Origin of the sequence: Myroides sp. C4067 (assembly GCF_038039665.1) — a bacterium.
Classification (GTDB): Bacteria; Bacteroidota; Bacteroidia; order Flavobacteriales; family Flavobacteriaceae; genus Flavobacterium; species Flavobacterium odoratimimum.
The window spans coordinates 18,169-38,069 of the sequence record NZ_JBBPHJ010000006.1 but is presented as its reverse complement, the minus strand read 5'-3'; the positions used below and the strand labels follow the sequence as shown (position 1 = coordinate 38,069).

General features: G+C 34.5%; 23 protein-coding genes. 18 read left to right on the top strand and 5 right to left on the bottom strand.

The features are described 5' to 3' along the window. Positions 1-2 precede the first annotated feature (2 nt). The 4 genes from AABL87_RS05840 (at position 3) to AABL87_RS05825 (ending at position 1,976) form a co-directional block, all read left to right on the top strand. On the top strand, positions 3-539 hold the full coding sequence (locus AABL87_RS05840; protein WP_286419202.1) for a DUF1697 domain-containing protein: 537 nt from the start codon (positions 3-5) through the stop codon (positions 537-539). Between the two features lie 39 nt (positions 540-578). After that, positions 579-998 (top strand): hypothetical protein, encoded by a 420-nt coding sequence (locus tag AABL87_RS05835; RefSeq protein WP_006266444.1) that lies wholly within the window; start codon positions 579-581, stop codon positions 996-998. A gap of 175 nt (positions 999-1,173) precedes the next feature. Then, a complete protein-coding gene (locus tag AABL87_RS05830) occupies positions 1,174-1,533 on the top strand; it encodes a hypothetical protein (protein ID WP_058699319.1) in 360 nt (119 codons plus the stop codon). Then, on the top strand, positions 1,533-1,976 hold the full coding sequence (locus AABL87_RS05825) for a PEGA domain-containing protein (protein ID WP_006257078.1): 444 nt from the start codon (positions 1,533-1,535) through the stop codon (positions 1,974-1,976). The genes AABL87_RS05830 and AABL87_RS05825 overlap by 1 nt, the downstream gene beginning before the upstream one ends. 36 nt (positions 1,977-2,012) lie before the next feature. Here AABL87_RS05825 and AABL87_RS05820 read toward each other — a convergent pair whose 3' ends face one another. Further along, a complete protein-coding gene (locus tag AABL87_RS05820) occupies positions 2,013-4,211 on the bottom strand; it encodes a B12-binding domain-containing radical SAM protein (protein WP_286419201.1) in 2,199 nt (732 codons plus the stop codon). 164 nt (positions 4,212-4,375) lie between these two features. Between AABL87_RS05820 and AABL87_RS05815 the strand changes: the two genes are divergently transcribed. Then, positions 4,376-4,537: a hypothetical protein gene (locus AABL87_RS05815; RefSeq protein WP_341277070.1), complete on the top strand. Its 162-nt coding sequence runs from the start codon at positions 4,376-4,378 to the stop codon at positions 4,535-4,537. A gap of 39 nt (positions 4,538-4,576) precedes the next feature. On the opposite strand, the gene AABL87_RS05810 is transcribed toward AABL87_RS05815, so the two are convergent. Next, positions 4,577-4,999 (bottom strand): GNAT family N-acetyltransferase, encoded by a 423-nt coding sequence (locus AABL87_RS05810; RefSeq protein ID WP_341277069.1) that lies wholly within the window; start codon positions 4,997-4,999, stop codon positions 4,577-4,579. 35 nt (positions 5,000-5,034) lie between these two features. After that, on the bottom strand, positions 5,035-5,754 hold the full coding sequence (locus AABL87_RS05805; RefSeq protein ID WP_341277068.1) for a class I SAM-dependent methyltransferase: 720 nt from the start codon (positions 5,752-5,754) through the stop codon (positions 5,035-5,037). Positions 5,755-5,906: 152 nt separating this feature from the next. On the opposite strand from AABL87_RS05805, the gene AABL87_RS05800 reads away from it, so the two are divergent. From AABL87_RS05800 to AABL87_RS05785, 4 genes are all read left to right on the top strand, one after another. Then, complete coding sequence (locus tag AABL87_RS05800) at positions 5,907-6,794, top strand: AraC family transcriptional regulator (protein ID WP_326368252.1); 888 nt, start codon at positions 5,907-5,909, stop codon at positions 6,792-6,794. Positions 6,795-6,921: 127 nt separating this feature from the next. Continuing rightward, positions 6,922-8,382, top strand: coding sequence for a c-type cytochrome (locus AABL87_RS05795; RefSeq protein ID WP_006257083.1), 1,461 nt, complete (start codon positions 6,922-6,924; stop codon positions 8,380-8,382). Then, a complete protein-coding gene (locus AABL87_RS05790; RefSeq protein ID WP_341277067.1) occupies positions 8,375-9,712 on the top strand; it encodes a c-type cytochrome in 1,338 nt (445 codons plus the stop codon). The genes AABL87_RS05795 and AABL87_RS05790 overlap by 8 nt, the downstream gene beginning before the upstream one ends. A gap of 7 nt (positions 9,713-9,719) precedes the next feature. Further along, positions 9,720-9,887, top strand: coding sequence for a hypothetical protein (locus AABL87_RS05785; protein WP_006257085.1), 168 nt, complete (start codon positions 9,720-9,722; stop codon positions 9,885-9,887). A 210-nt stretch (positions 9,888-10,097) separates the two neighbouring features. Here AABL87_RS05785 and AABL87_RS05780 read toward each other — a convergent pair whose 3' ends face one another. Next, positions 10,098-10,535: a hypothetical protein gene (locus AABL87_RS05780; RefSeq protein WP_006257086.1), complete on the bottom strand. Its 438-nt coding sequence runs from the start codon at positions 10,533-10,535 to the stop codon at positions 10,098-10,100. 623 nt (positions 10,536-11,158) lie between these two features. Between AABL87_RS05780 and AABL87_RS05775 the strand changes: the two genes are divergently transcribed. From AABL87_RS05775 to AABL87_RS05735, 9 genes are all read left to right on the top strand, one after another. Beyond that, positions 11,159-11,461 (top strand): hypothetical protein, encoded by a 303-nt coding sequence (locus AABL87_RS05775; RefSeq protein WP_006257087.1) that lies wholly within the window; start codon positions 11,159-11,161, stop codon positions 11,459-11,461. Between the two features lie 9 nt (positions 11,462-11,470). Then, positions 11,471-11,758 (top strand): hypothetical protein, encoded by a 288-nt coding sequence (locus AABL87_RS05770; protein ID WP_006257088.1) that lies wholly within the window; start codon positions 11,471-11,473, stop codon positions 11,756-11,758. 154 nt (positions 11,759-11,912) lie between these two features. After that, positions 11,913-13,502, top strand: a complete 1,590-nt coding sequence (bshC, locus tag AABL87_RS05765) for a bacillithiol biosynthesis cysteine-adding enzyme BshC (protein ID WP_006257089.1) — start codon at positions 11,913-11,915, stop codon at positions 13,500-13,502. Between the two features lie 212 nt (positions 13,503-13,714). After that, on the top strand, positions 13,715-14,479 hold the full coding sequence (locus AABL87_RS05760; RefSeq protein WP_006257090.1) for a ParA family protein: 765 nt from the start codon (positions 13,715-13,717) through the stop codon (positions 14,477-14,479). Between the two features lie 29 nt (positions 14,480-14,508). Continuing rightward, positions 14,509-15,414 (top strand): ParB/RepB/Spo0J family partition protein, encoded by a 906-nt coding sequence (locus AABL87_RS05755; protein WP_006257091.1) that lies wholly within the window; start codon positions 14,509-14,511, stop codon positions 15,412-15,414. After that, complete coding sequence (locus AABL87_RS05750; protein WP_006257093.1) at positions 15,414-16,001, top strand: DUF5683 domain-containing protein; 588 nt, start codon at positions 15,414-15,416, stop codon at positions 15,999-16,001. The genes AABL87_RS05755 and AABL87_RS05750 overlap by 1 nt, the downstream gene beginning before the upstream one ends. Before the next feature lie 12 nt (positions 16,002-16,013). Beyond that, positions 16,014-16,718: a 4-hydroxy-tetrahydrodipicolinate reductase gene (dapB, locus tag AABL87_RS05745; RefSeq protein WP_006257094.1), complete on the top strand. Its 705-nt coding sequence runs from the start codon at positions 16,014-16,016 to the stop codon at positions 16,716-16,718. 36 nt (positions 16,719-16,754) lie between these two features. Next, positions 16,755-18,347, top strand: coding sequence for a signal peptidase I (gene lepB / locus AABL87_RS05740; RefSeq protein WP_006257095.1), 1,593 nt, complete (start codon positions 16,755-16,757; stop codon positions 18,345-18,347). Positions 18,348-18,355: 8 nt separating this feature from the next. Beyond that, entirely contained in the window at positions 18,356-18,979 is a 624-nt protein-coding gene (locus AABL87_RS05735; RefSeq protein WP_006257097.1) for a WbqC family protein, read from the top strand. Between the two features lie 224 nt (positions 18,980-19,203). On the opposite strand, the gene AABL87_RS05730 is transcribed toward AABL87_RS05735, so the two are convergent. Next, positions 19,204-19,899, bottom strand: coding sequence for a sulfite exporter TauE/SafE family protein (locus AABL87_RS05730; protein WP_006257098.1), 696 nt, complete (start codon positions 19,897-19,899; stop codon positions 19,204-19,206). Positions 19,900-19,901: the final 2 nt, after the last annotated feature.

Here is a 19,901-nt window from a genome sequence, read left to right as displayed (position 1 = left end):
TCATGAAAACTTATATTACTCTACTTAGAGGTATCAATGTCAGTGGTAAGAACATCATCAAAATGGATGTATTAAAACAGTTGTGTATTGACCTAGATCTACACAATGTCCAGACTTATATTCAGAGTGGGAATATAATATACCAGTCTGTAGAAGTAGATTCTTCAATACTATCAAAAAAGATACAAGATAAAATACTGAGTACACTAAACCTCACGGTACCTATTCTTACTCTAGATATTGATCAGTTCGAAGAAATACTTGCACAACATCCTTTTACTAAAGAAGAAGAACTAGCACAATTATATCTCACTTTTATAGATGGTACTCCTCAACAAGAGGGAATTAACAGCCTTGAAGAAAAGAAAGATACTTTAGAATTACTACATACTACTGAATCAGCTGTATACCTCGTCACAAATATTGGATATGGAAAAACGAAGATTACCAATGCTTTAATAGAGAATAAACTCAAGGTAACTGCTACTACTCGTAATTACAAAACATGTTTAAAAATCAAAGCATTAGCTACTAAATAACACTTAAAGCATTATCTTTATTGATAATTAAAAATTACTATGAAAAGACTAACTCAATTATTCTCACTATTCTTTCTTCTATTGATATTCTCTTGTTCTAATGATGACAACGTTTCTTCTAATGATGACAATGTCCATTTTACAATTAAAACATACAGCGAACAAGAACATACAATAGATGTAATCATCACCTATGGTACTTATGATCGTAAAGAGAATAAAACCATCCTAAAAAAGCTAGTGATAAAAGACTTCAAAGAATTTACTTCTCCAAAGATTACAACAGATCAAACTTATGCTTTCTTAACTGTAGAGAAACTAAATGATCCAAATCTAATGACTTTTATTAAAATAAACTCTTTCGTCAATGATAGAGACATTATGACTAATGCTAGTAATAAAGAGTTTACTAATGCAGAAGTTGATATTAAGCATTTTGCAAATATGCACAAGAAATAAAAAACTGCTATTATTATAATTAAAACCAAAAGCTTCGTTTATAACGGAGCTTTTCTATTTTTAAAAGGAATATATAAAATACAAATCATCACTCCTTACAAATATTTATAATACTTCATCCTCTTAATTTTTTTATAATTTTTAACTACTATATTTGCGCCCAAATTTACCTACTATGAAAAAAATATTTCTTTTAATCACTTGTATAGCTCTTGGAGCATGCAGTTCTTCGATGAGTACTACTATGACTACTACAAAAGTTAACACACCTCTTAATACAGAAGTTATAGTACTTAAACTTAATGAAGAAGTTCCTACACCAAATACAAAAGTAGGTAGTAGCAAATTTGGAGATTCAGGTTTTTCTGTCAACTGTAACCTAAATTATATATTAAATAATGCTCGTAAAATTGCTCAAGACTTTGGAGCAGATGTCATTAAAATAACAAAACACAAACGCCCTAACCTATGGAGCACTTGCCATAGAGTGAACGTTGATTATTATAAAACACAAACACTTAAAAATAACAATTAATGAAAAAAACACTCTTACTAATCTCTTCTGCATTACTATTATTAAATACAAGTTGTGCTACTATCGTATCTGGAAGCAAACAAAAAATAGAGATCTACTCTACTCCTACGAACTCTACAGTCTATATAGACAATAAAGAAGTAGGTAAGACACCATATAACACTAAACTAAAGAAAAACCAATCTTATACACTTAAAATAGCAAGTGAAGGATATGACACTTATAAAACTGATTTTGAAAGAAGCTTTAATGCTTGGTACATTGGTAATATTGGTTTGGGAGGGATTATAGGACTTATTGTTGACCCTATCACTGGTGCAATTCATAAATTAAAACCTGTACAATACAACAGAACTCCTGCTAAAGATACTGTTATCAAAGCAAATCACAGAACAATCTTTATGAACATTAGTTTAAAAGAACAAGATAAACCTCAACAATAAATAAACAAAGCCTCGTAAATGCGAGGCTTTTTATATCTAAAGCACTAGTAGTGCCATATCTTTTAATGCTTGTGCTGGTTTAGAATACCAGAATGGCTCAAAGTCTTCATTCGTAAACTCTTCAAAGCTCTTTTTCATTTCTTGATAAGTCATTGTTTGAGAAGCTTTCTCCTTCAAAGTCTCGACAAAATGTACAAACCAATCCCCTACCACTCTATCTACATCTACACCTATCGTCTCTTTTTTAGTATAGAACACCAATTGAGCCATTTCAAACACTCTGTTCTTTTTCTTCTTTTCGAAGTACTCAATATAAGGGAATGTCCCTAACCATACTACTTTTTGATTTGGTTTACATACCGTCAAAGGTTCGTTGTTTAAACAACTGAATATATAATCAGGTGATATACTCGTACGAGGTACTTTAAAATCAAACCATTCATGTAATGGCATATCAAAGCACATCCCATGCATAAAGTTAAACAGTGACTTCTTCAGTCCAAAGGAGAACTTATCGTGTATTGCACCATTCATCTCTATGTGAGGTACATCGTTATTAGCGAATGTTCCCATCTCAGCATTTACACGCTCTACCTTGTATTCCTCTGGGTTCATCCCTACTGGTGAGTGAGCAGTCATCGCAAACTGATGCCAAAAGCCCGATTGCATTACTCCTGCTTCAAACAACTGACGCACCATCTCTAGACTGTCTATTGTCTCCTGTGCAGTCTGTGTTGGGAAACCATACATTAGATAAGCATGTACTAAGATACCTGCCTCTGTAAAGTTTCTATTCACACGAGCTACTTGTTCTACCGTAACTCCCTTATCTATTAATTTTAATAATCTATCTGAGGCTACCTCTAATCCTCCTGATACAGCTACACATCCAGAGGCTTTTAATAATAAGCACAAGTCTTTCGTAAAGCTTTTCTCAAAGCGGATGTTCGTCCACCATGATACCGTTAGTTTACGTCTGATAATCTCTAACGCTACCTCGCGCATTAGTGCTGGTGGTGCTGCTTCATCGACAAAGTGAAAGCCTGTCTCTCCCGTCTGCTCAATTAACGTCTGCATACGGTCTACGATCTGCTTTGCCGCTATTGGTTCATATACCTTGATATAGTCTAAACTAATATCACAGAAGGTACACTTACCCCAATAACATCCATGTGCCATCGTTAATTTATTCCATCGACCATCACTCCACATACGGTGCATTGGATTCACTACCTCTATCACAGAGATATACTCTGTCAATAGTAAGTCTGAATAATCAGGAGTACCTACCTCAGCCTGTTTATAGTCACGCTTCAGTGGATTATTGATATACACTACCTCTCCATCTTTAGCGATAAGCGTACGCTTTAACTCCTCTTGTGCTATCTTTCCTTCTACATAGAGAATCAAGTTCTCTAATGGAGCCTCTCCATCATCTAAGGTGATAAAGTCAAAGAACTCAAATACACGCACATCTTTTAATGAGCGTAACTCCGTATTCGGAAACCCTCCTCCCATCGTGATCTTGATATGAGGATAGTTCTTCTTAATGTACTGAGCACATCTAAAACTGCTGTATAAATTACCAGGGAAGGGTACTGAGAATCCCATTATCTTAGGATTAGTCTTATCTATTAGCTGTTGTAATAAATCAAGCGTAATCTCATCGATATAAGTCAAGGGTTGATGTAGCGCATCATACATCTCATCAAAGGTATGAGCAGAACGCCCTAATCGCTCAGCATATCTACTAAACCCAAAGTTGGTATCTACTGTCTCGACAATTAGATCAGACAAGTCCTCTAAATACAGTGTAGATAAGTGCTTCGCCTTATCTTGTATTCCCATTGTACCGAATGCCCACTCTAATTCCTCTAATTGTTCAAAGCGAGATGCTCGTGGAAGGTAATCTTCTTGTACGATAGCATGTGCTAATGTAGAGTTCTTTCCTTGTAAGAAAGCTATTACAGCATCTATAGTAGAGATATAATCCTCTTCTAAAGCAAGAATACGATGTATATTAGGAGAGACCTCTTCTATGTGTTCATGTACATAGTCGAACAAGTCTATCAAACCTTGTTTACTAAACAATTTCAATATAACCTCTATTCCCAAATCTGCTTGGTAGCTATCTATATTCAGGGTATTCAGAAACCCCTTAATATATGCTGTCGCTGGATAAGGTGTGTTTAACTGCGTAAACGGAGGAGTTATAAATGCTATTGTTGTATTCACTGTATCTAATTTTGGAGTGCAAAGATACTACTATTCAACCGAGTAAAAAACTGTATATCCTTCACTTTTAATCTTTTCAAAAAACAAACTTAACACACATTTAATCAATCAATTAAACCTTTATAAAATACTTTTTATATATCTTTGCATTAAATACATATAAAATGGCAAAACCAATTAAAATAACACCCACTCTAAAAGGAAAAGATGCTGCTCGTTTTCTAAAACAAATTGAATCGAACAAATCTATCCCTAAAGACAATGCGAGATTAGAACAGATTCGCAAGGATGCCTCTATACTAAACTCACTATTTAAGAAAGTTTAATTTGTATTTCCCTTTTACTCTTTCCTATTTATCTGACTTTCAAATCAACACCTTACGCAGATATATCTTAGAATACCCTAAAGGATAGTCCTTCTCTTCTGCGAAAATCTCATAACCTAGAGATTGGTAAAAGTCAGAAGCTTGAAACGAAAAAGTATTCAGTGATATATACTTACAGTTGCGTTCTACAGCTACCCGCTCTGCTGCTAACATGAGTTTCTTACCAAGGCCTTGTCCTCTATGACTCTCTTTCACAGCGAGGTTCTGTATCTCTAGTGTTCCCCATAATGAACGTCCTAATATCCCTCCGATTACCTCTCCTTCTTCTACTAAAGTAATCTCTAGTGATTCATTGATACAATCTGATAAATGTGTCGTATGACTTACATTATAAGAAGATAAGATCTCCTTAATCGCCATCGCATTATGATCATCTATCTCTGTGGTTATCTTTATTTCCATAACTTATTACTTCTAAAATCCACTTGTTATTCTCGCTATTTTAATTTCTTATATCCACTAAATCCTGTTGCGCAACCAAAGAAATAAGAATGCTTTTTAACGTCTAGTCCTACTGACTCAAAACATTGTGCACTCTTACTCACGTCTTTAAACTTATTCGTATATCTCCACAGCATCTTATATTCATTAATTCCTCCCAACAATAAAGCCCCTAATACAGGGACAATACTCCCTAAATAAAAACCATAAAAGAATTTAAGTATACTATTTTTAGGTTCGGAAACTTCTATAAAAGCAAATTGCCCATTCGGTTTGAGTATTCTTTCTACTTCCTTAGCCAATATTTGTATTTGCTCTTCATTAAATGTCTTTAACCCAAAAGCACAAGTAACATAGTCATAGTGTTCTGAAGGCAAGCTACTCACTAATACATTCTGATGAAGTAGATCTACTTCTCCCGTATACTCTGTCTGATTTCTATGTTCTGCTCTTTTAATCATCTCATCGCTATAGTCTAAAGCAGATAGCTTAGCCTGTGGGAAATTTCTTTTTATAACACCCCACATTTCCCCTATCCCCGTCATAAGGTCTATTACTTCTACTTTTTCAAGTGAGGGTTTTAATTCTTTAATCAACTGCCTTCTCCAACGAATAGAGAATCCAAATGAAGTAATATAATTCATCCGTTCATAAGAACCACTCATCTGATTAAACAGACTTTTTATATATTCTGGATTATAATTATTCTGACTCATTTGATATAGATTATAGGCTTTAAATATGTTTATATATAAACGACAATATCACTCCTAAAGTACTAAATCTTAATCACACCATAACTTATTTCTATTCAATCACCATTTAAAGAATTTAACATATTCCTATCTTTGCCTAAAATATTAGAAATATGGAGAACACTAGTATTCCAATTTACAACATCTGTAACCTACTCGACAATAATAATATATCACAAGACTGTGTAGTATATCGACTTGAAGAGTTTATTTCTAATAGACCGAATATGGTATCTGCTCCTCACAGACATGCATTCTATCAAATCCTCTTCGTAGCAGAAGGAAAAGGAATACACTCTATTGACTTTGAGAAATTCTCTATTGAGGAGAAATGCTTATTTTATCTCAACCCTTCGCAAGTACACAAATGGGAATTCGAACCTGGTACCAAAGGGTTTCTTATCAATTTCAATGATAACTTTCTGCGTACATTCTTAGTTAACCCGAACTATCTAAAGGAGTTTACCTTCTTCGGAGGGAACGCTCAGTACTCTAAGTTCTCTTGTGAGAAGTGCTATGAGACACTACACACGAAGTTCGAAAAGATGTATTATGCCTATACAGAAAACCAACCTTTACAGAAAGACTATATCAAAGTCTTAATGCTAGAACTGTTCTTAGAGACACAGCTATTCTTAGTCAAGAAAGTATTCGAGCCAGAAGAACCAAATGAGACAAAGGGTGCACACTTCATCATTAAGAATTTTGAAAAGCTAGTAGAAGACCATTTTATAGAGAAGAGATTACCTGGAGAATACGCTGATATGCTACACATCACTCCTAATCACCTCAACTCTTTATGCAAAAAGGTAGTAGGAATAACAGCAGGTGAAGTTATCCGTAACAGAGTGATCTTAGAATGTAAACGATTATTGGTCAATGCCGATTTATCGATTACAGAGATCTCTTATGAACTCGACTTTAAGAACAATGCTTACTTCTCTAGATTCTTTAAAAAGAATACAGGGCTATCCCCTGAAGAATTTAGAAAACAGAACTAAGAATTGATTACTTAAATACAATTCGCTTTTATCACACTGTTCTAAATTGATTAGTGTAAATATCACCACGTTTAGTGTAATATATTTCAGTAGGTAGGGTTCTAACTTTGCTGAAAAATAATACATTATGGATTTCCCTCTATTTCATTTAGACTGGTTGAACGATCGTTTCCTCATTGCGATGATAGCGATTATTCACGTATTTATAAACCATGGGCTAGCCGTTGGGTTCTTGCCTTATATTACATTATTAGAACAACAAGGAGTAGTCAAAAGTGGACCAGAAGACATCACTGATCTTGCCTGGGATAAGATGGTACACCGTATGATGATGGTTGGCTTTGTGATTACGACCACGATGGGAGCGATGACAGGAGTCGGCATATGGTTCTCAGCAGCACTAATTAGTCCTAACTCTATTGGTAGTTTAATCCGTGTTTTCTACTGGGGATGGTTTACAGAATGGATTGTATTCGTATTAGAAGTAGTTTTTATCATGATCTATTTCTTAACCTGGAAGAACTCTAATAAATCTCTGCGTGCTAAACAACGCCATATCCGATTCGGTTGGTTCCTTTCTGGATTCTCATGGCTGACTATGGCTATTATCGTAGCGATATTAGGATTTATGATGGATCCTGGTAACTGGATACAAGAACAATCTTTAGTAAGTGCATTGACTAACCCTATTTACTTACCTCAGCTATTATTTAGAACACCTACAGCGATGGTCGTAGCAGGAGCCTTTGGTTTCTTACTGATTATGTTATTCACTAAGAAGTCCAGTGCCATCAGACCTACGGCTCTTAAGACTACAGCTATATGGGTATTACTATGGTTGCCGCTATCTATTCTAGCTTCTATCTATTACTATAACGTGATACCTGATGCGATGACAGCGAATATGAGTACAGCAGTAGGTACTATGGACTTTGCTAAATACTATGATTTATTAAAATACATTATCCTTATAGCGACTAGCTCACTAGCCCTGTTAGCAATCTGGACACTGTGGAAACCTAAGAAAGTCAATCTTATCATTGTGATTATTCCTTTTGTACTATCGCTTGGTTTCTTAGGAATATTCGAACGTGTACGAGAATTTATCCGTAAGCCTTATGTCATCGGTAACTATATGTACTCTAACCTGATCAGAGAAGAAGACTATCCTCTACTACAGCGAGACGGTATACTGAAGCACTCTACTTATACTTCTATCACAGAGATTACAGAAGAGAATAAACTAGAGGCAGGTAAAGATGTGTTTATGATAGCGTGTTCTCGATGTCATACCAGTCAGGGGATTAACTCTATCATATATGTATTCGAAAAAATGTATGGAATAGGAAAGCCTTTAGATATCAACTCGATGAAAGCGTATATACCTAATATGCACAACGGTAGAACCTATATGCCTCCTTATCCAGGTAACGAAGAAGAACTAGATGCACTAGCCCATTATATTTTCTATTTACAACAGAGTGGTGCGACACTAGAAGGGGCACAGAGTGCTGGAGCACATCTTAACCCTACTCACTCTGTAGAACATTTTATAGAACAAAAATTAAACAATAACAAAAATGAATAATACTCCATTACCTAAAGATATACCCTTAGACTTGCCATTACCAGAGTGGTTACTAGTTATTCTATTAGTAGTTTCATTCTTAGCACATATTGTGTTTGTAAACTTAATGGTAGGAGGATCTATAGCTACGCTATGGGCAGAAATAAAAGGACTTAAAAACAAAGAATACGATGTACTAGCACAAGAAATAGCTGCGACAATAACAGTAAACAAATCATTAGCTGTAGTACTAGGGGTAGCTCCCCTACTGAGTATTAATGCACTGTACACGATCTATTTTTACACAGCTAACTCCTTGACAGGGATTATGTGGATATTGATTATCCCTATGGTAGCGATTGTTTTCCTATTGACCTACTTACACAAGTACACTTGGGAAGCCATGGCGAATATGAAATTGTTACACATATCTATCAATGCTCTAGCAGTGATTATGTTCTTATTCATTCCCCTAATCTTCTTAGTGAATATCAATCTGATGCTATTCCCTGAGAAATGGATGAGTGTAAGAGGATTCTTATCTGCTTTAGCCCTGCCAAATGTATTCCCGAGATACTTCCATTTTATCTGTGCATCACTAGCCCTGACAGGTCTATTTATCACTTGGTATATGGGGCGTAAGGACTATCCTTTTGAAGAATACTTTAAAGTTTTCACTAGAGCGAAGGTTAAACGTCTTGGATATCAGTTAGCGCTAGGGGCATCAGTAGCTCAGTTCTTATTTGGTCCTATCGTGATGGCTACTTTACCTGCCAAAGGGTTTAGTTGGGCTATGATGGGAGTGATCTTATCAGGTGTAGCAGTGGCAGTATATGCGGTGTACTATATGATCAAAACACTAAAGGGTACAGATGACCAACTAGACAGATACTTCAGAAGAATAGTGATTTCTATGGGGATTGTAGTCGTATTCATGGGAAGTGGTCGTCATGTCTATAGAGCGAATGCTATCAACCCACACCGAGAACTGATGGCTCAAAAGACAGCCGAATTTGAACAAGCATCAAAAGAAGCTAGAGAACAAGCAGCCAACCAACAAGAAGAAGAAAAACAAGCGATAGCTACTGCCGAAGCTTCTGGTGATAATACAGCTAAGGGTAAAGCAGTCTTTAATAGCTACTGTGCTGCCTGTCATAAAGAGAAGACACCACTAGTAGGCCCTCCTGTGACAGAAATGCAAGAAATATATGCAGACAATAAAACGGATCTAATCAAGTGGATTAAGTCTCCAGGTAAGAAACGTCCTGATGCACCACAGATGCCTCCATTCCCTCAGATCAATGATACGGATATGGAAGATCTGACTCAATATATCTTAAACATTAAATAAGTAGATTATGATTATTACGATATCACTATTTCTCATCTTAGCCATACTGATCATCTCAGGTGTTATCATTTCTAAGGTGATTAAAATCTATCTCTACTCTTCTAAGAATAAAGAGATGTGGAAAAAAGAAATTAAAGAAGAAAAAGACTATCAGTTTATAAAAGGTCTTTACTAACTCAGTGTTCTCCCCAGCACTGCGCACATCGTATCCCTCATTAGTAGGTAAGTATTGTATTTCCTGTAAGGTAATCTATTATTGTCATATCAAGAGAATGCTCCCAAAACTCTCTTTTTTATAGATTACTTACATCACCATTCCCAATACCTTATCTATTCTAATGGGGGATATTTTTATTCTATCTACTTCAGGTTATAACACTGTTCTTTACTTCTTAGACCAATTACTCAATTCCTCTTCTGCATCATATAAAGACTGTGCATACCATGCATAGATATTCATAATCATATATCTTTCTATGCTTCCATCTACACTCTTCATAGATACCATGATGAGGTGAATACGCCCAAGATTATACTTTTTTATATTGACTAGCTGTTTAGCTGTATACTGTTTCTCACTTCTAAAATACTTTTTGAGTATCAGCTTATCTCCTCTTATATAAGCAGTACAGAGATATATAACCTGATTCACTGTTATACATGTAACTAACACCGTAATTACATACTTTATAATCACAAACCAATAATCTCCAACATCATGACTGATTGTAACAATGCTACAAAACAGAATGGTCAACAATATATTTAGTATCAGATGCCCTAATGAATACTGATAGGACAATCTCTTTTCTTGTGCAATCATCTAGTTAAAGAGTTTAGTTGTTCCAAAGAAAAGATTTTAACCCCTATATATCAAATCCTATAATCATAAACCATAGTAAACTACACGATATAGGACATAATTAGCTATAATCAGGGATAAGAAAACACCTACTCTACTGCTAATAATTAGGTTCAAATAAGATATCGCGCTCTAACAAAATCTCCTCAATACAAGCTCTCCATCTCCTTAAACTTCCTACTCCAACTATTCACGTACTAAGAAGGCACAGCATGATAGTAATATTATGGGATAGTGATACCATAGTGGTCGCATTAAAATAGGCTAAAATTATGCGACCACTATGCGATCACAAGCCGACCACTATGCGACCACATCAAAAAAAGACTGTCTCATCCTACTATAGCTGTACAGTTATTGTTTATAATCCTACTTTTAGCTGTACACTTACTTATGCTTTCTATTCTTCAAAAGATGAATTGATTTTTTAACAGATATAATTCTTTTAAAATAAACTACTTTTAACCAGGGTAATTCAATTACTAAAATGAATTTTCTAACACCATATCAAGTATTATAATAGACATTGTCCGAAATCGAGTTCAATAACAAGCAATATGCTCAAATACAAATACATCTTCTAAATGATAAAGTTACTTATAGAAAAACATAAAGGTATCATCACGTATGACACCTTATCTCATTTAAATTTTAATGGCTCTCCTGCTGAGGTAATAGATGAGTTAAAAGAAGATTTGTTTCAAGCAGAGTTTGGTAACCATACCTTACTTGATATTGGTTGGTATCCAGAGTTTGATGTCGATGGGCATTTCTGTGTACAAGTTATTTCTAATTATGACTGGGAAGCTCCCTTATATAAAGAGAACTGTAAATCATTTGCCTCTTTAGAAGAGTGTGTGCTCCATGCCCTTCAGCACTGTTTATAAATATACACTATGATACAACAAGATATACTATTAGCCATGATACCTGCTTTCTTAGGTGTCATAGATCATCATATCAGGGCTATCGCTTATGACTATACAGAAGATACAATCTCTCTATATGTTTATACAAGTACCGTCCCTACAGAAGAGGATTATGAGACTATAGATATCGCTGTCACAGAGATATTGGCCTCTCTGCCTCAGCTCCTATATCAGCATATAAAGATTGTACAGCACACAGCTCCTATTAGAGAACTTAATTGTTATAAAGGATGGTTCTTTGTAAGGAAAGAATAATGTTCTATACCTTATTCTCAATTGATTTATTGATAGATTAGTCTTAATAGCCTTCTACTCTGTTTCCTTTTTTAAATTAAACTTTAATCTTTAAACAACGTTAAACCTTCATTTAAAAACTGATTATTGTTTAAATTAGCAAAAAATAAACACTATGCCTTTAGACAAAATTACGTTTCAGAACGCGGGCTATTTTTCAAAACTAATGTTAGATTACCTTAATCAAGAGGCTAATCTAAAACACTTATATAATCACTTTCCTACTATAGAAAACTTTAAACAACAGTTAGACGAGAAGCGTGCTAACTATCCGATAGAACATAGAACTGTACTCTGTCAGGCGTTGTTAAGTCAATATAAAAACACGAAGACTTCTGAGAAGACTTTAGAGCATATAAACGCATTAGCGAAAGAAAATACATTTACAGTTACGACTGGACACCAGTTAAACTTATTTACGGGACCGTTATACTTCTTATACAAAATCATCTCTGTGATCAACTTAGCCAAAGAACTGAACGCTAAGTATCCCAACGAAAACTTTGTCCCAGTGTACTGGATGGCAACAGAAGATCACGACTTCGAAGAAATTAATCACTTCGTATTTGAAGAAAAAGTGATTTGCTGGAACAGAGAGAGCAAAGGTCCTGTAGGAAGATTAAGTACAGAAGGTCTGGATAAAGTATATGAAGTATTCCAATCTCATATCGGGGTAGGTAGTAATGCTACTTATATCAAGGAGCTATTCGAAAATGCTTATCTAAAACACGATAATCTGACGGATGCTACACGTTACTTAGCGAATGAACTATTCGCAGAGTACGGACTGGTAATCATAGATGGTGATGACGCTGAACTGAAAAAGTTATTTGCTCCTCATATCAAAGAAGAATTACTTCATCAAAGTGCTATCAAAGAAGTTGAAAAAAGCTATGATACACTATCAGAATACTTCATACAGGTCAATCCTCGTGATATCAACTTATTCTATATACAGGATAATCTGAGAGAAAGAATTATCTATGAAGATGATATATATAAGGTAAATAATACGTCTATTACCTTCACTAAAGAAGCAATACTAACAGAACTAGAGAATCACCCAGAATGCTTTAGTCCTAATGTGATACTGAGACCGTTATATCAAGAAGTAATATTGCCTAATCTATGCTATACTGGAGGTGGTGGAGAATTGGCATACTGGTTAGAATTAAAAAAAGTATTTGATTTACACAAGATCACTTTCCCGATGCTATTACTGAGAAATTCAGTGCTATTAGCGACTTCTAAACAAGTAGAGAAAATGGATAAACTAGAACTCTCTTGGAAAGATATGTTCATGAAACAAAGTCACTTAATCAATGCGAAAACGAAAGAGTTCTCTTCTATTCAATTTGATTTTGAACAACAACGCCAGTTCTTAGAAGAGCAGTTTAAAACACTAGAAGAAATAGCTTTACAAACGGATAAATCTTTTATCGGAGCAGTAAATGCACAGAAAGTCAAACAACTAAAAGGATTAGACAACTTAGAGAAAAGACTGCGTATCGCTGAGAAAAGAAATCACGCTGACAAGCTAGAGCGCATTACCTTATTACAGAATGAACTATTCCCTAATAATAGCCTACAAGAGCGTATCGTTAACTTCTCTGTGTATTACAAAGAATATGGAGACCAGCTGATCAAGGCACTATTTGCACAATTAGAACCACTAAATCAAGAATTTGACATTGTCATTCTTTAATACAAAGCAAAAACTAGTATATTAACTATTACAGAAACATATTTAGATTAAAATAAAGATATTAGTGAATAAATGCCATTTATAGCACAGATGGCATTTATTTTTATAAGATATTGAATTTTAAGGTTTTTAGGGAAATGTTGATAAATAAGATTTCGTAGAGTCGCAAATAATCGTATTTTTACCAATTATAAAAACATTCTTTTGGTAAAATGGGTAAAATCATTGCTATTGCTAATCAAAAAGGTGGTGTAGGAAAAACTACAACATCAGTTAATCTTGCTGCTTCATTAGGAGCACTAGAGAAAAAAGTACTTATCATAGACGCAGATCCTCAGGCCAATGCTTCCTCTGGATTAGGAATCGATGTAGACTCTGTTGAGATTGGTACTTATGAAATATTAGAGCACAGTAATACGCCAGAAGAAGCGATTGTGGAATGTACAGCTCCGAATGTATATCTAATCCCCGCCCACATTGACTTAGTGGCTATTGAAATTGAGTTGGTGGATAAACCAAACCGAGAATACATGCTTAAAGAAGCACTTAAATCTGTCAAAGATAAGTTTGATTACATCATAATCGACTGTGCTCCTTCTTTAGGTTTACTTACACTAAATGCGTTGACAGCTGCTGATTCTGTAGCTATTCCGATTCAGTGTGAATACTTTGCATTAGAAGGTCTTGGTAAATTATTAAACACAATTAAAAGTGTTCAAAAAATACACAATCCTAATCTAGATATAGAAGGATTGCTATTAACGATGTACGACTCTCGCTTACGCTTGTCTAATCAAGTGGTAGAGGAAGTACAGAAACATTTTAACGATATGGTATTCGATACTATTATCCAACGAAATGTAAAATTAAGTGAAGCACCTAGCTTTGGCGAAAGTATCATTAACTATGACGCTACTAGTAAAGGGGCTACAAATTACATCAATCTAGCAGAAGAAATTATTCGAAAAAATAGTTAGACTTCTCTAGAATTATTATTTAGAATATTATGGCAAAGGCAATTAAGAAACAAGCTTTAGGAAGAGGACTATCGGCTCTATTAAAAGATCCAGATAACGATATTAGATCAATCGAAGATAATAATGCAGATAAAGTAATCGGCAATATTATAGAGCTAGACATAGACTCTATTGAGATAAATCCATTCCAACCTAGAACGAACTTTAACGAAGAGTCTTTACAAGAGTTAGCTACAAGTATTCGAGAATTAGGTGTAATACAACCTATTACGGTTAGAAAAATTGAGTTCAACAAATACCAATTAATCTCTGGTGAACGCCGTTTAAGAGCTTCTAAAATAGTAGGATTAGACTCTGTGCCTGCTTATATCCGTATAGCGAATGACAATGAGTCTCTAACTATGGCTTTAGTAGAGAATATCCAACGTCATGATCTAGACCCTATCGAGATAGCACTGTCGTATCAACGTCTAATGGAAGAAATAAATCTGACACAAGAACAAGTAAGTGATCGCGTAGGAAAGAAACGTTCTACTATCGCTAATTACTTGCGCCTACTGCGTCTAGACCCAATCATTCAGACAGGGATAAGAGATGGATTTATCACTATGGGACATGGTCGTGCTATTATTAATATAGAAGACTTAGATGTACAGACAGATATCTATCACAAAATCATTACAGAAAACTTATCTGTAAGAGAGACTGAGGCTATCGTAAAAAAATATCAAGAACAACTAAGAGGTATAGTATCACCTGCTCTATCTAAGAAAAATACAGAGTTTAATATTCCAGAAAGTTATTCGAGATCATTCGGACAATTCTTTGGAACAAAAGTAGATATTAAAGTTTCTAATAATGGAAAAGGAAAGATATCTATTCCTTTCCACTCTGAAGAAGACTTAAATCGTATTATCAAACTATTAGAAAATTAGTGAAACACAAGTTATTAATCCTATTATTCTTCATAGGAGCAGTCTGTCACCCCACCTATGCACAGTCTGTAAGTGAAGAAGATGAACCTACTACGAAAAAAGAGTCTGCAGACTATAAACCATTAGATCCTGTAGCTCCTTCTCGTGCGGCATTCTATGCCTCTGTTATTCCTGGAGTAGGTCAAATCTATAATAAGAAATACTGGAAAGTACCATTAGTATATGCAGGTATAGGAATACCTACATACTTCTGGATGGATAACCAAAGACAGTATAATAGATATAGAGACGAATATAAGAAACGTCTACAAGGTGTTAACGATCCTAACGACCCTACTTTTGGAGGATTAGACAACGATCGTATATTAGAAGCTCAAAAGTTCTATAGACGTAATAGAGACTTATCTGTCGTAATCACAGTTGGTTTTTATGTTCTAAGTATCATCGACGCTAACGTAGATGCTCACTTGATGCAGTTCAACGTTAATGAGAACTTGACTATTAAGCCTGCCTTTGAGATAGACAGAATGAATCTTCAGAATCAAAATCAGTTCCAATATGCGATAAATGTAGAATATCGCTTTTAAAATATTTATCCAATGAAAATTGCTTTATTAGGATATGGCAAAATGGGTCAAATCATTGAAAGAATTGCCATAGAAAGAGGCCACGAAATAGTACTTCGCAAAAGAAGTTCTGATACTTATGAAGGACTAAAAGAGACAGATGTAGCGATAGACTTCAGTGTGCCTTCTGCTGCTGTACAGAATATTACAACTTGTTTTGAACTAAATATCCCTATTATATCAGGTACCACAGGTTGGTTAGAAGAATATGATAAGATGGTAGATCTATGTACGAAAAGCAATGGTGCTTTTTTATATGGGTCTAATTTTAGTTTAGGAGTAAACCTATTCTTTGAGCTAAACAGCTATTTAGCTAAGATGATGAATAATCTTAATGATTATAAAGTATCTATGGAAGAAATACATCATACCCAAAAGTTAGATGCTCCTAGCGGTACAGCTATTTCTTTGGCTAATGGTATTATCGAAAATACAGATTATACAGCATGGACATTAGATACACCAGATGCTAATCAGATACATATCAATGCAAAACGCATAGATAGCGTACCTGGTACACACAGTGTATTCTATGACTCTGCTATCGACCAGATAGAGATCAAGCACACAGCTCATAATAGAGAAGGCTTTGCTCTAGGAGCAGTAGTAGCCGCTGAATGGATACAAAATAAAAAAGGAATATTCTCTATGAAAGATGTTCTGAATCTAAAAAAATAATTACCTTCACTAATAATCATTAAACAATACTAAACTATGACAATGTCTCAATGGTTTTTGTTTTTTCTTTTAGTACAAGTTATACACTTTCTTGGAACTTGGAAATTATACGTAAAAGCTGGAAAGAAAAGCTGGCAAGCTATCGTGCCTGTATATAATGCTGTGGTCTTAATGCAAATCATAAACCGTCCTAGATGGTGGGTTATCTTATTGTTTGTACCTATTGTGAATTTAATCATGTTTCCAGTAGTTTGGGTAGAGACACTTAGAAGCTTCGGAAAAAACAAAACAGTAGACACTATACTAGGAGTAGTAACACTAGGTCTTTATATCTATTATATCAACTATGCTGTCGATGTAAAATATGTAGAAAACAGAAGTACAAAAGCAGCTACAAGCTCAGGAGAGACTGTTAGTTCAATTCTATTTGCAGTTGTTGTTGCTACAGTGATTCACACTTATGTAATTCAACCTTATACAATACCAACGTCTTCATTAGAAAAGACTTTACTAGTAGGAGACTTCTTATTCGTAAGTAAGTTCCACTATGGGGCAAGAACTCCTATGACTACGGTAGCGTTACCAATGGTACATGATACTTTACCATTTACAAAGAAGAATTCTTACTTAAAAAAGCCACATTTACCATACTTTAGATTACCTGGTTTTCAAAAGATACAACACAACGATATCGTCGTGTTCAACTGGCCAACCGATACTGTTTATCAGTTCAACGATCCACTTAGAAGACCTGCTGTAGATAAACCAATCGACAAGAAAACAAACTATGTTAAACGAGCTGTAGGTTTACCAGGAGAAAACATTTCGTTAGTTAATGGTGATGTTTACATCAATAATGAGAAATTAAAGCTTAATGATCGTGCTAGATTACAGAGCACTTATACTGTAAAAACAGACGGTACACCAATAGATCTAAATGCTTTAGTAAAACGATTAGATACAAGAGAAGGTATTGAATACTTTAACAATGATCCGAAAACATTAATCTTCGCCGCTTTAACAGATGAAAATGTAGAAGTATTAAAGTCTATGTCTCAAATAGTAAGTGTTACAAAAGGATATCCAGAAGAAGCTAAAGCCTATATTCAAGCAGCGTATGCTAATGTAATATTCCCTCATAACTCTAAAACTTGGACAAATGATGACTTAGGTCCTCTACATATTCCTGCTAAAGGAGAGACAGTTACGCTAAATGCTGATAACTTCCCAATGTACCAAAGAGTTATTCAGGTATATGAGGGCAATAAATTAGAGGTTAGAGGCAATAAAATCTATATCAACGATGTAGCTACAGATAAATACACTTTCCAACAAGATTATTACTTCATGATGGGAGACAATAGAAATAGATCTGAAGATAGTAGATATTGGGGATTTGTACCTGAAGATCACATTGTAGGAAAACCTGTTTTTGTATGGTTAAGTATAGATCAATACGTTCCATGGTCAAAAGCATTAGATAAGATTCGTTGGGATAGAATGTTTACTACTGTTAATGGTAATGGTAAGCAGACTTCTTACTTCCCTTACTTCTTAGTAGCCGTGATAGGTTTAGTAGGTTATAATACTTACAAAAAGAGAAAAGAAAAAAAGAATTCAAAATATTAAATTAAAACATGAATAACATACTTATTCATCCTAGTTACTTCCCTTCTATCAGTCACTTTGTAGCTATGTTACAAGCAGACAAAATAACATTTGAGATGGAAGATAACTTTCAAAAACAAACCAATAGAAATAGAGCGTTCATCTATAGTGCTAATGGAAAGCAAATGCTTAATATTCCAATCAAACACTCAAAAGAACTTAAACAAAAATATAAGGATGTAAGAATAGAGCATGCTTTTGGCTGGCAAAAACAGCATTTTAAGAGCCTAGAAGCTGCTTATAGAACTTCTCCTTACTTCGAGTACTTTGAAGATGAGATTCGTCCTATTTTTGAAGGAAAACCAGAGTTTATGTTAGATCTTAACCTTCAAATACATGAAGTGTTATGTTCTTGCTTAGGGATAGACCTCCCTTATGAACAAACTAAAGACTACCATAAAGAAGTAAGTAATGACATTACTGATTTGAGAACTTTAATAAATGGTAAGAAAGATACTAATATCTACACTCCATACATCCAAGTTTTTGATGAAAAACATGGCTACTTAAACAATCTAAGTATTCTAGACTTATTATTCAATGAAGGAAGACATGCTATAGATTATCTTAAAAAGCAGTCATTAAGCATATAAAAAAAAAGCTGACCAGTGGTCAGCTTTTTTTCTTTCATAGCGCAATTTTATACTTTTATTTTAAGTACTATAACGATAAATTATAAGTAACAAACAATCAACATATCTTTTCCTTTTCATAGCATTAAAAATCGTTGATGACCTTATCGTTATACACTTAAGACAATAATTCTGAAAAAAGTCACATCATTTTATACAATTTATTTTAAATAAATTGTACTTAACTAGCAATCAGCCTCTCCCCTTACAAAAAGATTTAAATTATCTGGAGATAAAAAAGGAATATCTAATCCCAGACCGCGTATAATAAACAACATCCCGAAGATTACGATAACATAAGGGTAATACTTCATAATACCGTTTCTTACTCTAGGAGAAAACATATCTCTTACATAAATAATAGAACTCATCAAAGGAATAGTTCCTACTCCAAATAGAGCCATATAAAGCATCCCCATAAATACACTCTGTGTAGCTAATGCACCAAACAATGCGACATAGACCATACCGCATGGCAAAAAGCCATTAAAAAAACCAATAAAGTACAGTGTTCCTTTATTTTGTTTTTTAAACTGACCTCCTAGTTTAGTTTTAATCTTACTCACTATAAAGTAAAAAGGCTTTAGAAAGCCAAAGTTTCCAAGCTTGTTTTGTGGTATTAATATAAAGACAATCATTAAAATCCCTACAACAATAGACATCTGCTGCTGTAGTCCAGCTAAGTAAAGGCCTTTACCAAACATACCAAAAACAAGTCCTAAAATAGAATATGCAGATATTCTCCCTAAATGATAGGTGAATATCTGCATAGCTTTTTTAGTACCATTACTCTTAGAAACTGGCAACATCATAGCTATAGGTCCGCACATACCAATGCAATGCAGACTACTAATCAGTCCAAAAATAAGAGCTGTAATCACTA

Bases quoted from the DNA above. Each gene is read 5' to 3' on its own strand.
- AABL87_RS05840 (WP_286419202.1), top strand. From the start codon at position 3: ATGAAAACTTATATTACTCTACTTAGAGGTATCAATGTCAGTGGTAAG.
- AABL87_RS05835 (WP_006266444.1), top strand. From the start codon at position 579: ATGAAAAGACTAACTCAATTATTCTCACTATTCTTTCTTCTATTGATA.
- AABL87_RS05830 (WP_058699319.1), top strand. From the start codon at position 1,174: ATGAAAAAAATATTTCTTTTAATCACTTGTATAGCTCTTGGAGCATGC.
- AABL87_RS05825 (WP_006257078.1), top strand. From the start codon at position 1,533: ATGAAAAAAACACTCTTACTAATCTCTTCTGCATTACTATTATTAAAT.
- AABL87_RS05815 (WP_341277070.1), top strand. From the start codon at position 4,376: ATGGCAAAACCAATTAAAATAACACCCACTCTAAAAGGAAAAGATGCT.
- AABL87_RS05810 (WP_341277069.1), bottom strand. From the start codon at position 4,999: ATGGAAATAAAGATAACCACAGAGATAGATGATCATAATGCGATGGCG.
- AABL87_RS05805 (WP_341277068.1), bottom strand. From the start codon at position 5,754: ATGAGTCAGAATAATTATAATCCAGAATATATAAAAAGTCTGTTTAAT.
- AABL87_RS05800 (WP_326368252.1), top strand. From the start codon at position 5,907: ATGGAGAACACTAGTATTCCAATTTACAACATCTGTAACCTACTCGAC.
- AABL87_RS05795 (WP_006257083.1), top strand. From the start codon at position 6,922: ATGGATTTCCCTCTATTTCATTTAGACTGGTTGAACGATCGTTTCCTC.
- AABL87_RS05790 (WP_341277067.1), top strand. From the start codon at position 8,375: ATGAATAATACTCCATTACCTAAAGATATACCCTTAGACTTGCCATTA.
- AABL87_RS05785 (WP_006257085.1), top strand. From the start codon at position 9,720: ATGATTATTACGATATCACTATTTCTCATCTTAGCCATACTGATCATC.
- AABL87_RS05780 (WP_006257086.1), bottom strand. From the start codon at position 10,535: ATGATTGCACAAGAAAAGAGATTGTCCTATCAGTATTCATTAGGGCAT.
- AABL87_RS05775 (WP_006257087.1), top strand. From the start codon at position 11,159: ATGATAAAGTTACTTATAGAAAAACATAAAGGTATCATCACGTATGAC.
- AABL87_RS05770 (WP_006257088.1), top strand. From the start codon at position 11,471: ATGATACAACAAGATATACTATTAGCCATGATACCTGCTTTCTTAGGT.
- bshC (WP_006257089.1), top strand. From the start codon at position 11,913: ATGCCTTTAGACAAAATTACGTTTCAGAACGCGGGCTATTTTTCAAAA.
- AABL87_RS05760 (WP_006257090.1), top strand. From the start codon at position 13,715: ATGGGTAAAATCATTGCTATTGCTAATCAAAAAGGTGGTGTAGGAAAA.
- AABL87_RS05755 (WP_006257091.1), top strand. From the start codon at position 14,509: ATGGCAAAGGCAATTAAGAAACAAGCTTTAGGAAGAGGACTATCGGCT.
- dapB (WP_006257094.1), top strand. From the start codon at position 16,014: ATGAAAATTGCTTTATTAGGATATGGCAAAATGGGTCAAATCATTGAA.
- lepB (WP_006257095.1), top strand. From the start codon at position 16,755: ATGACAATGTCTCAATGGTTTTTGTTTTTTCTTTTAGTACAAGTTATA.
- AABL87_RS05735 (WP_006257097.1), top strand. From the start codon at position 18,356: ATGAATAACATACTTATTCATCCTAGTTACTTCCCTTCTATCAGTCAC.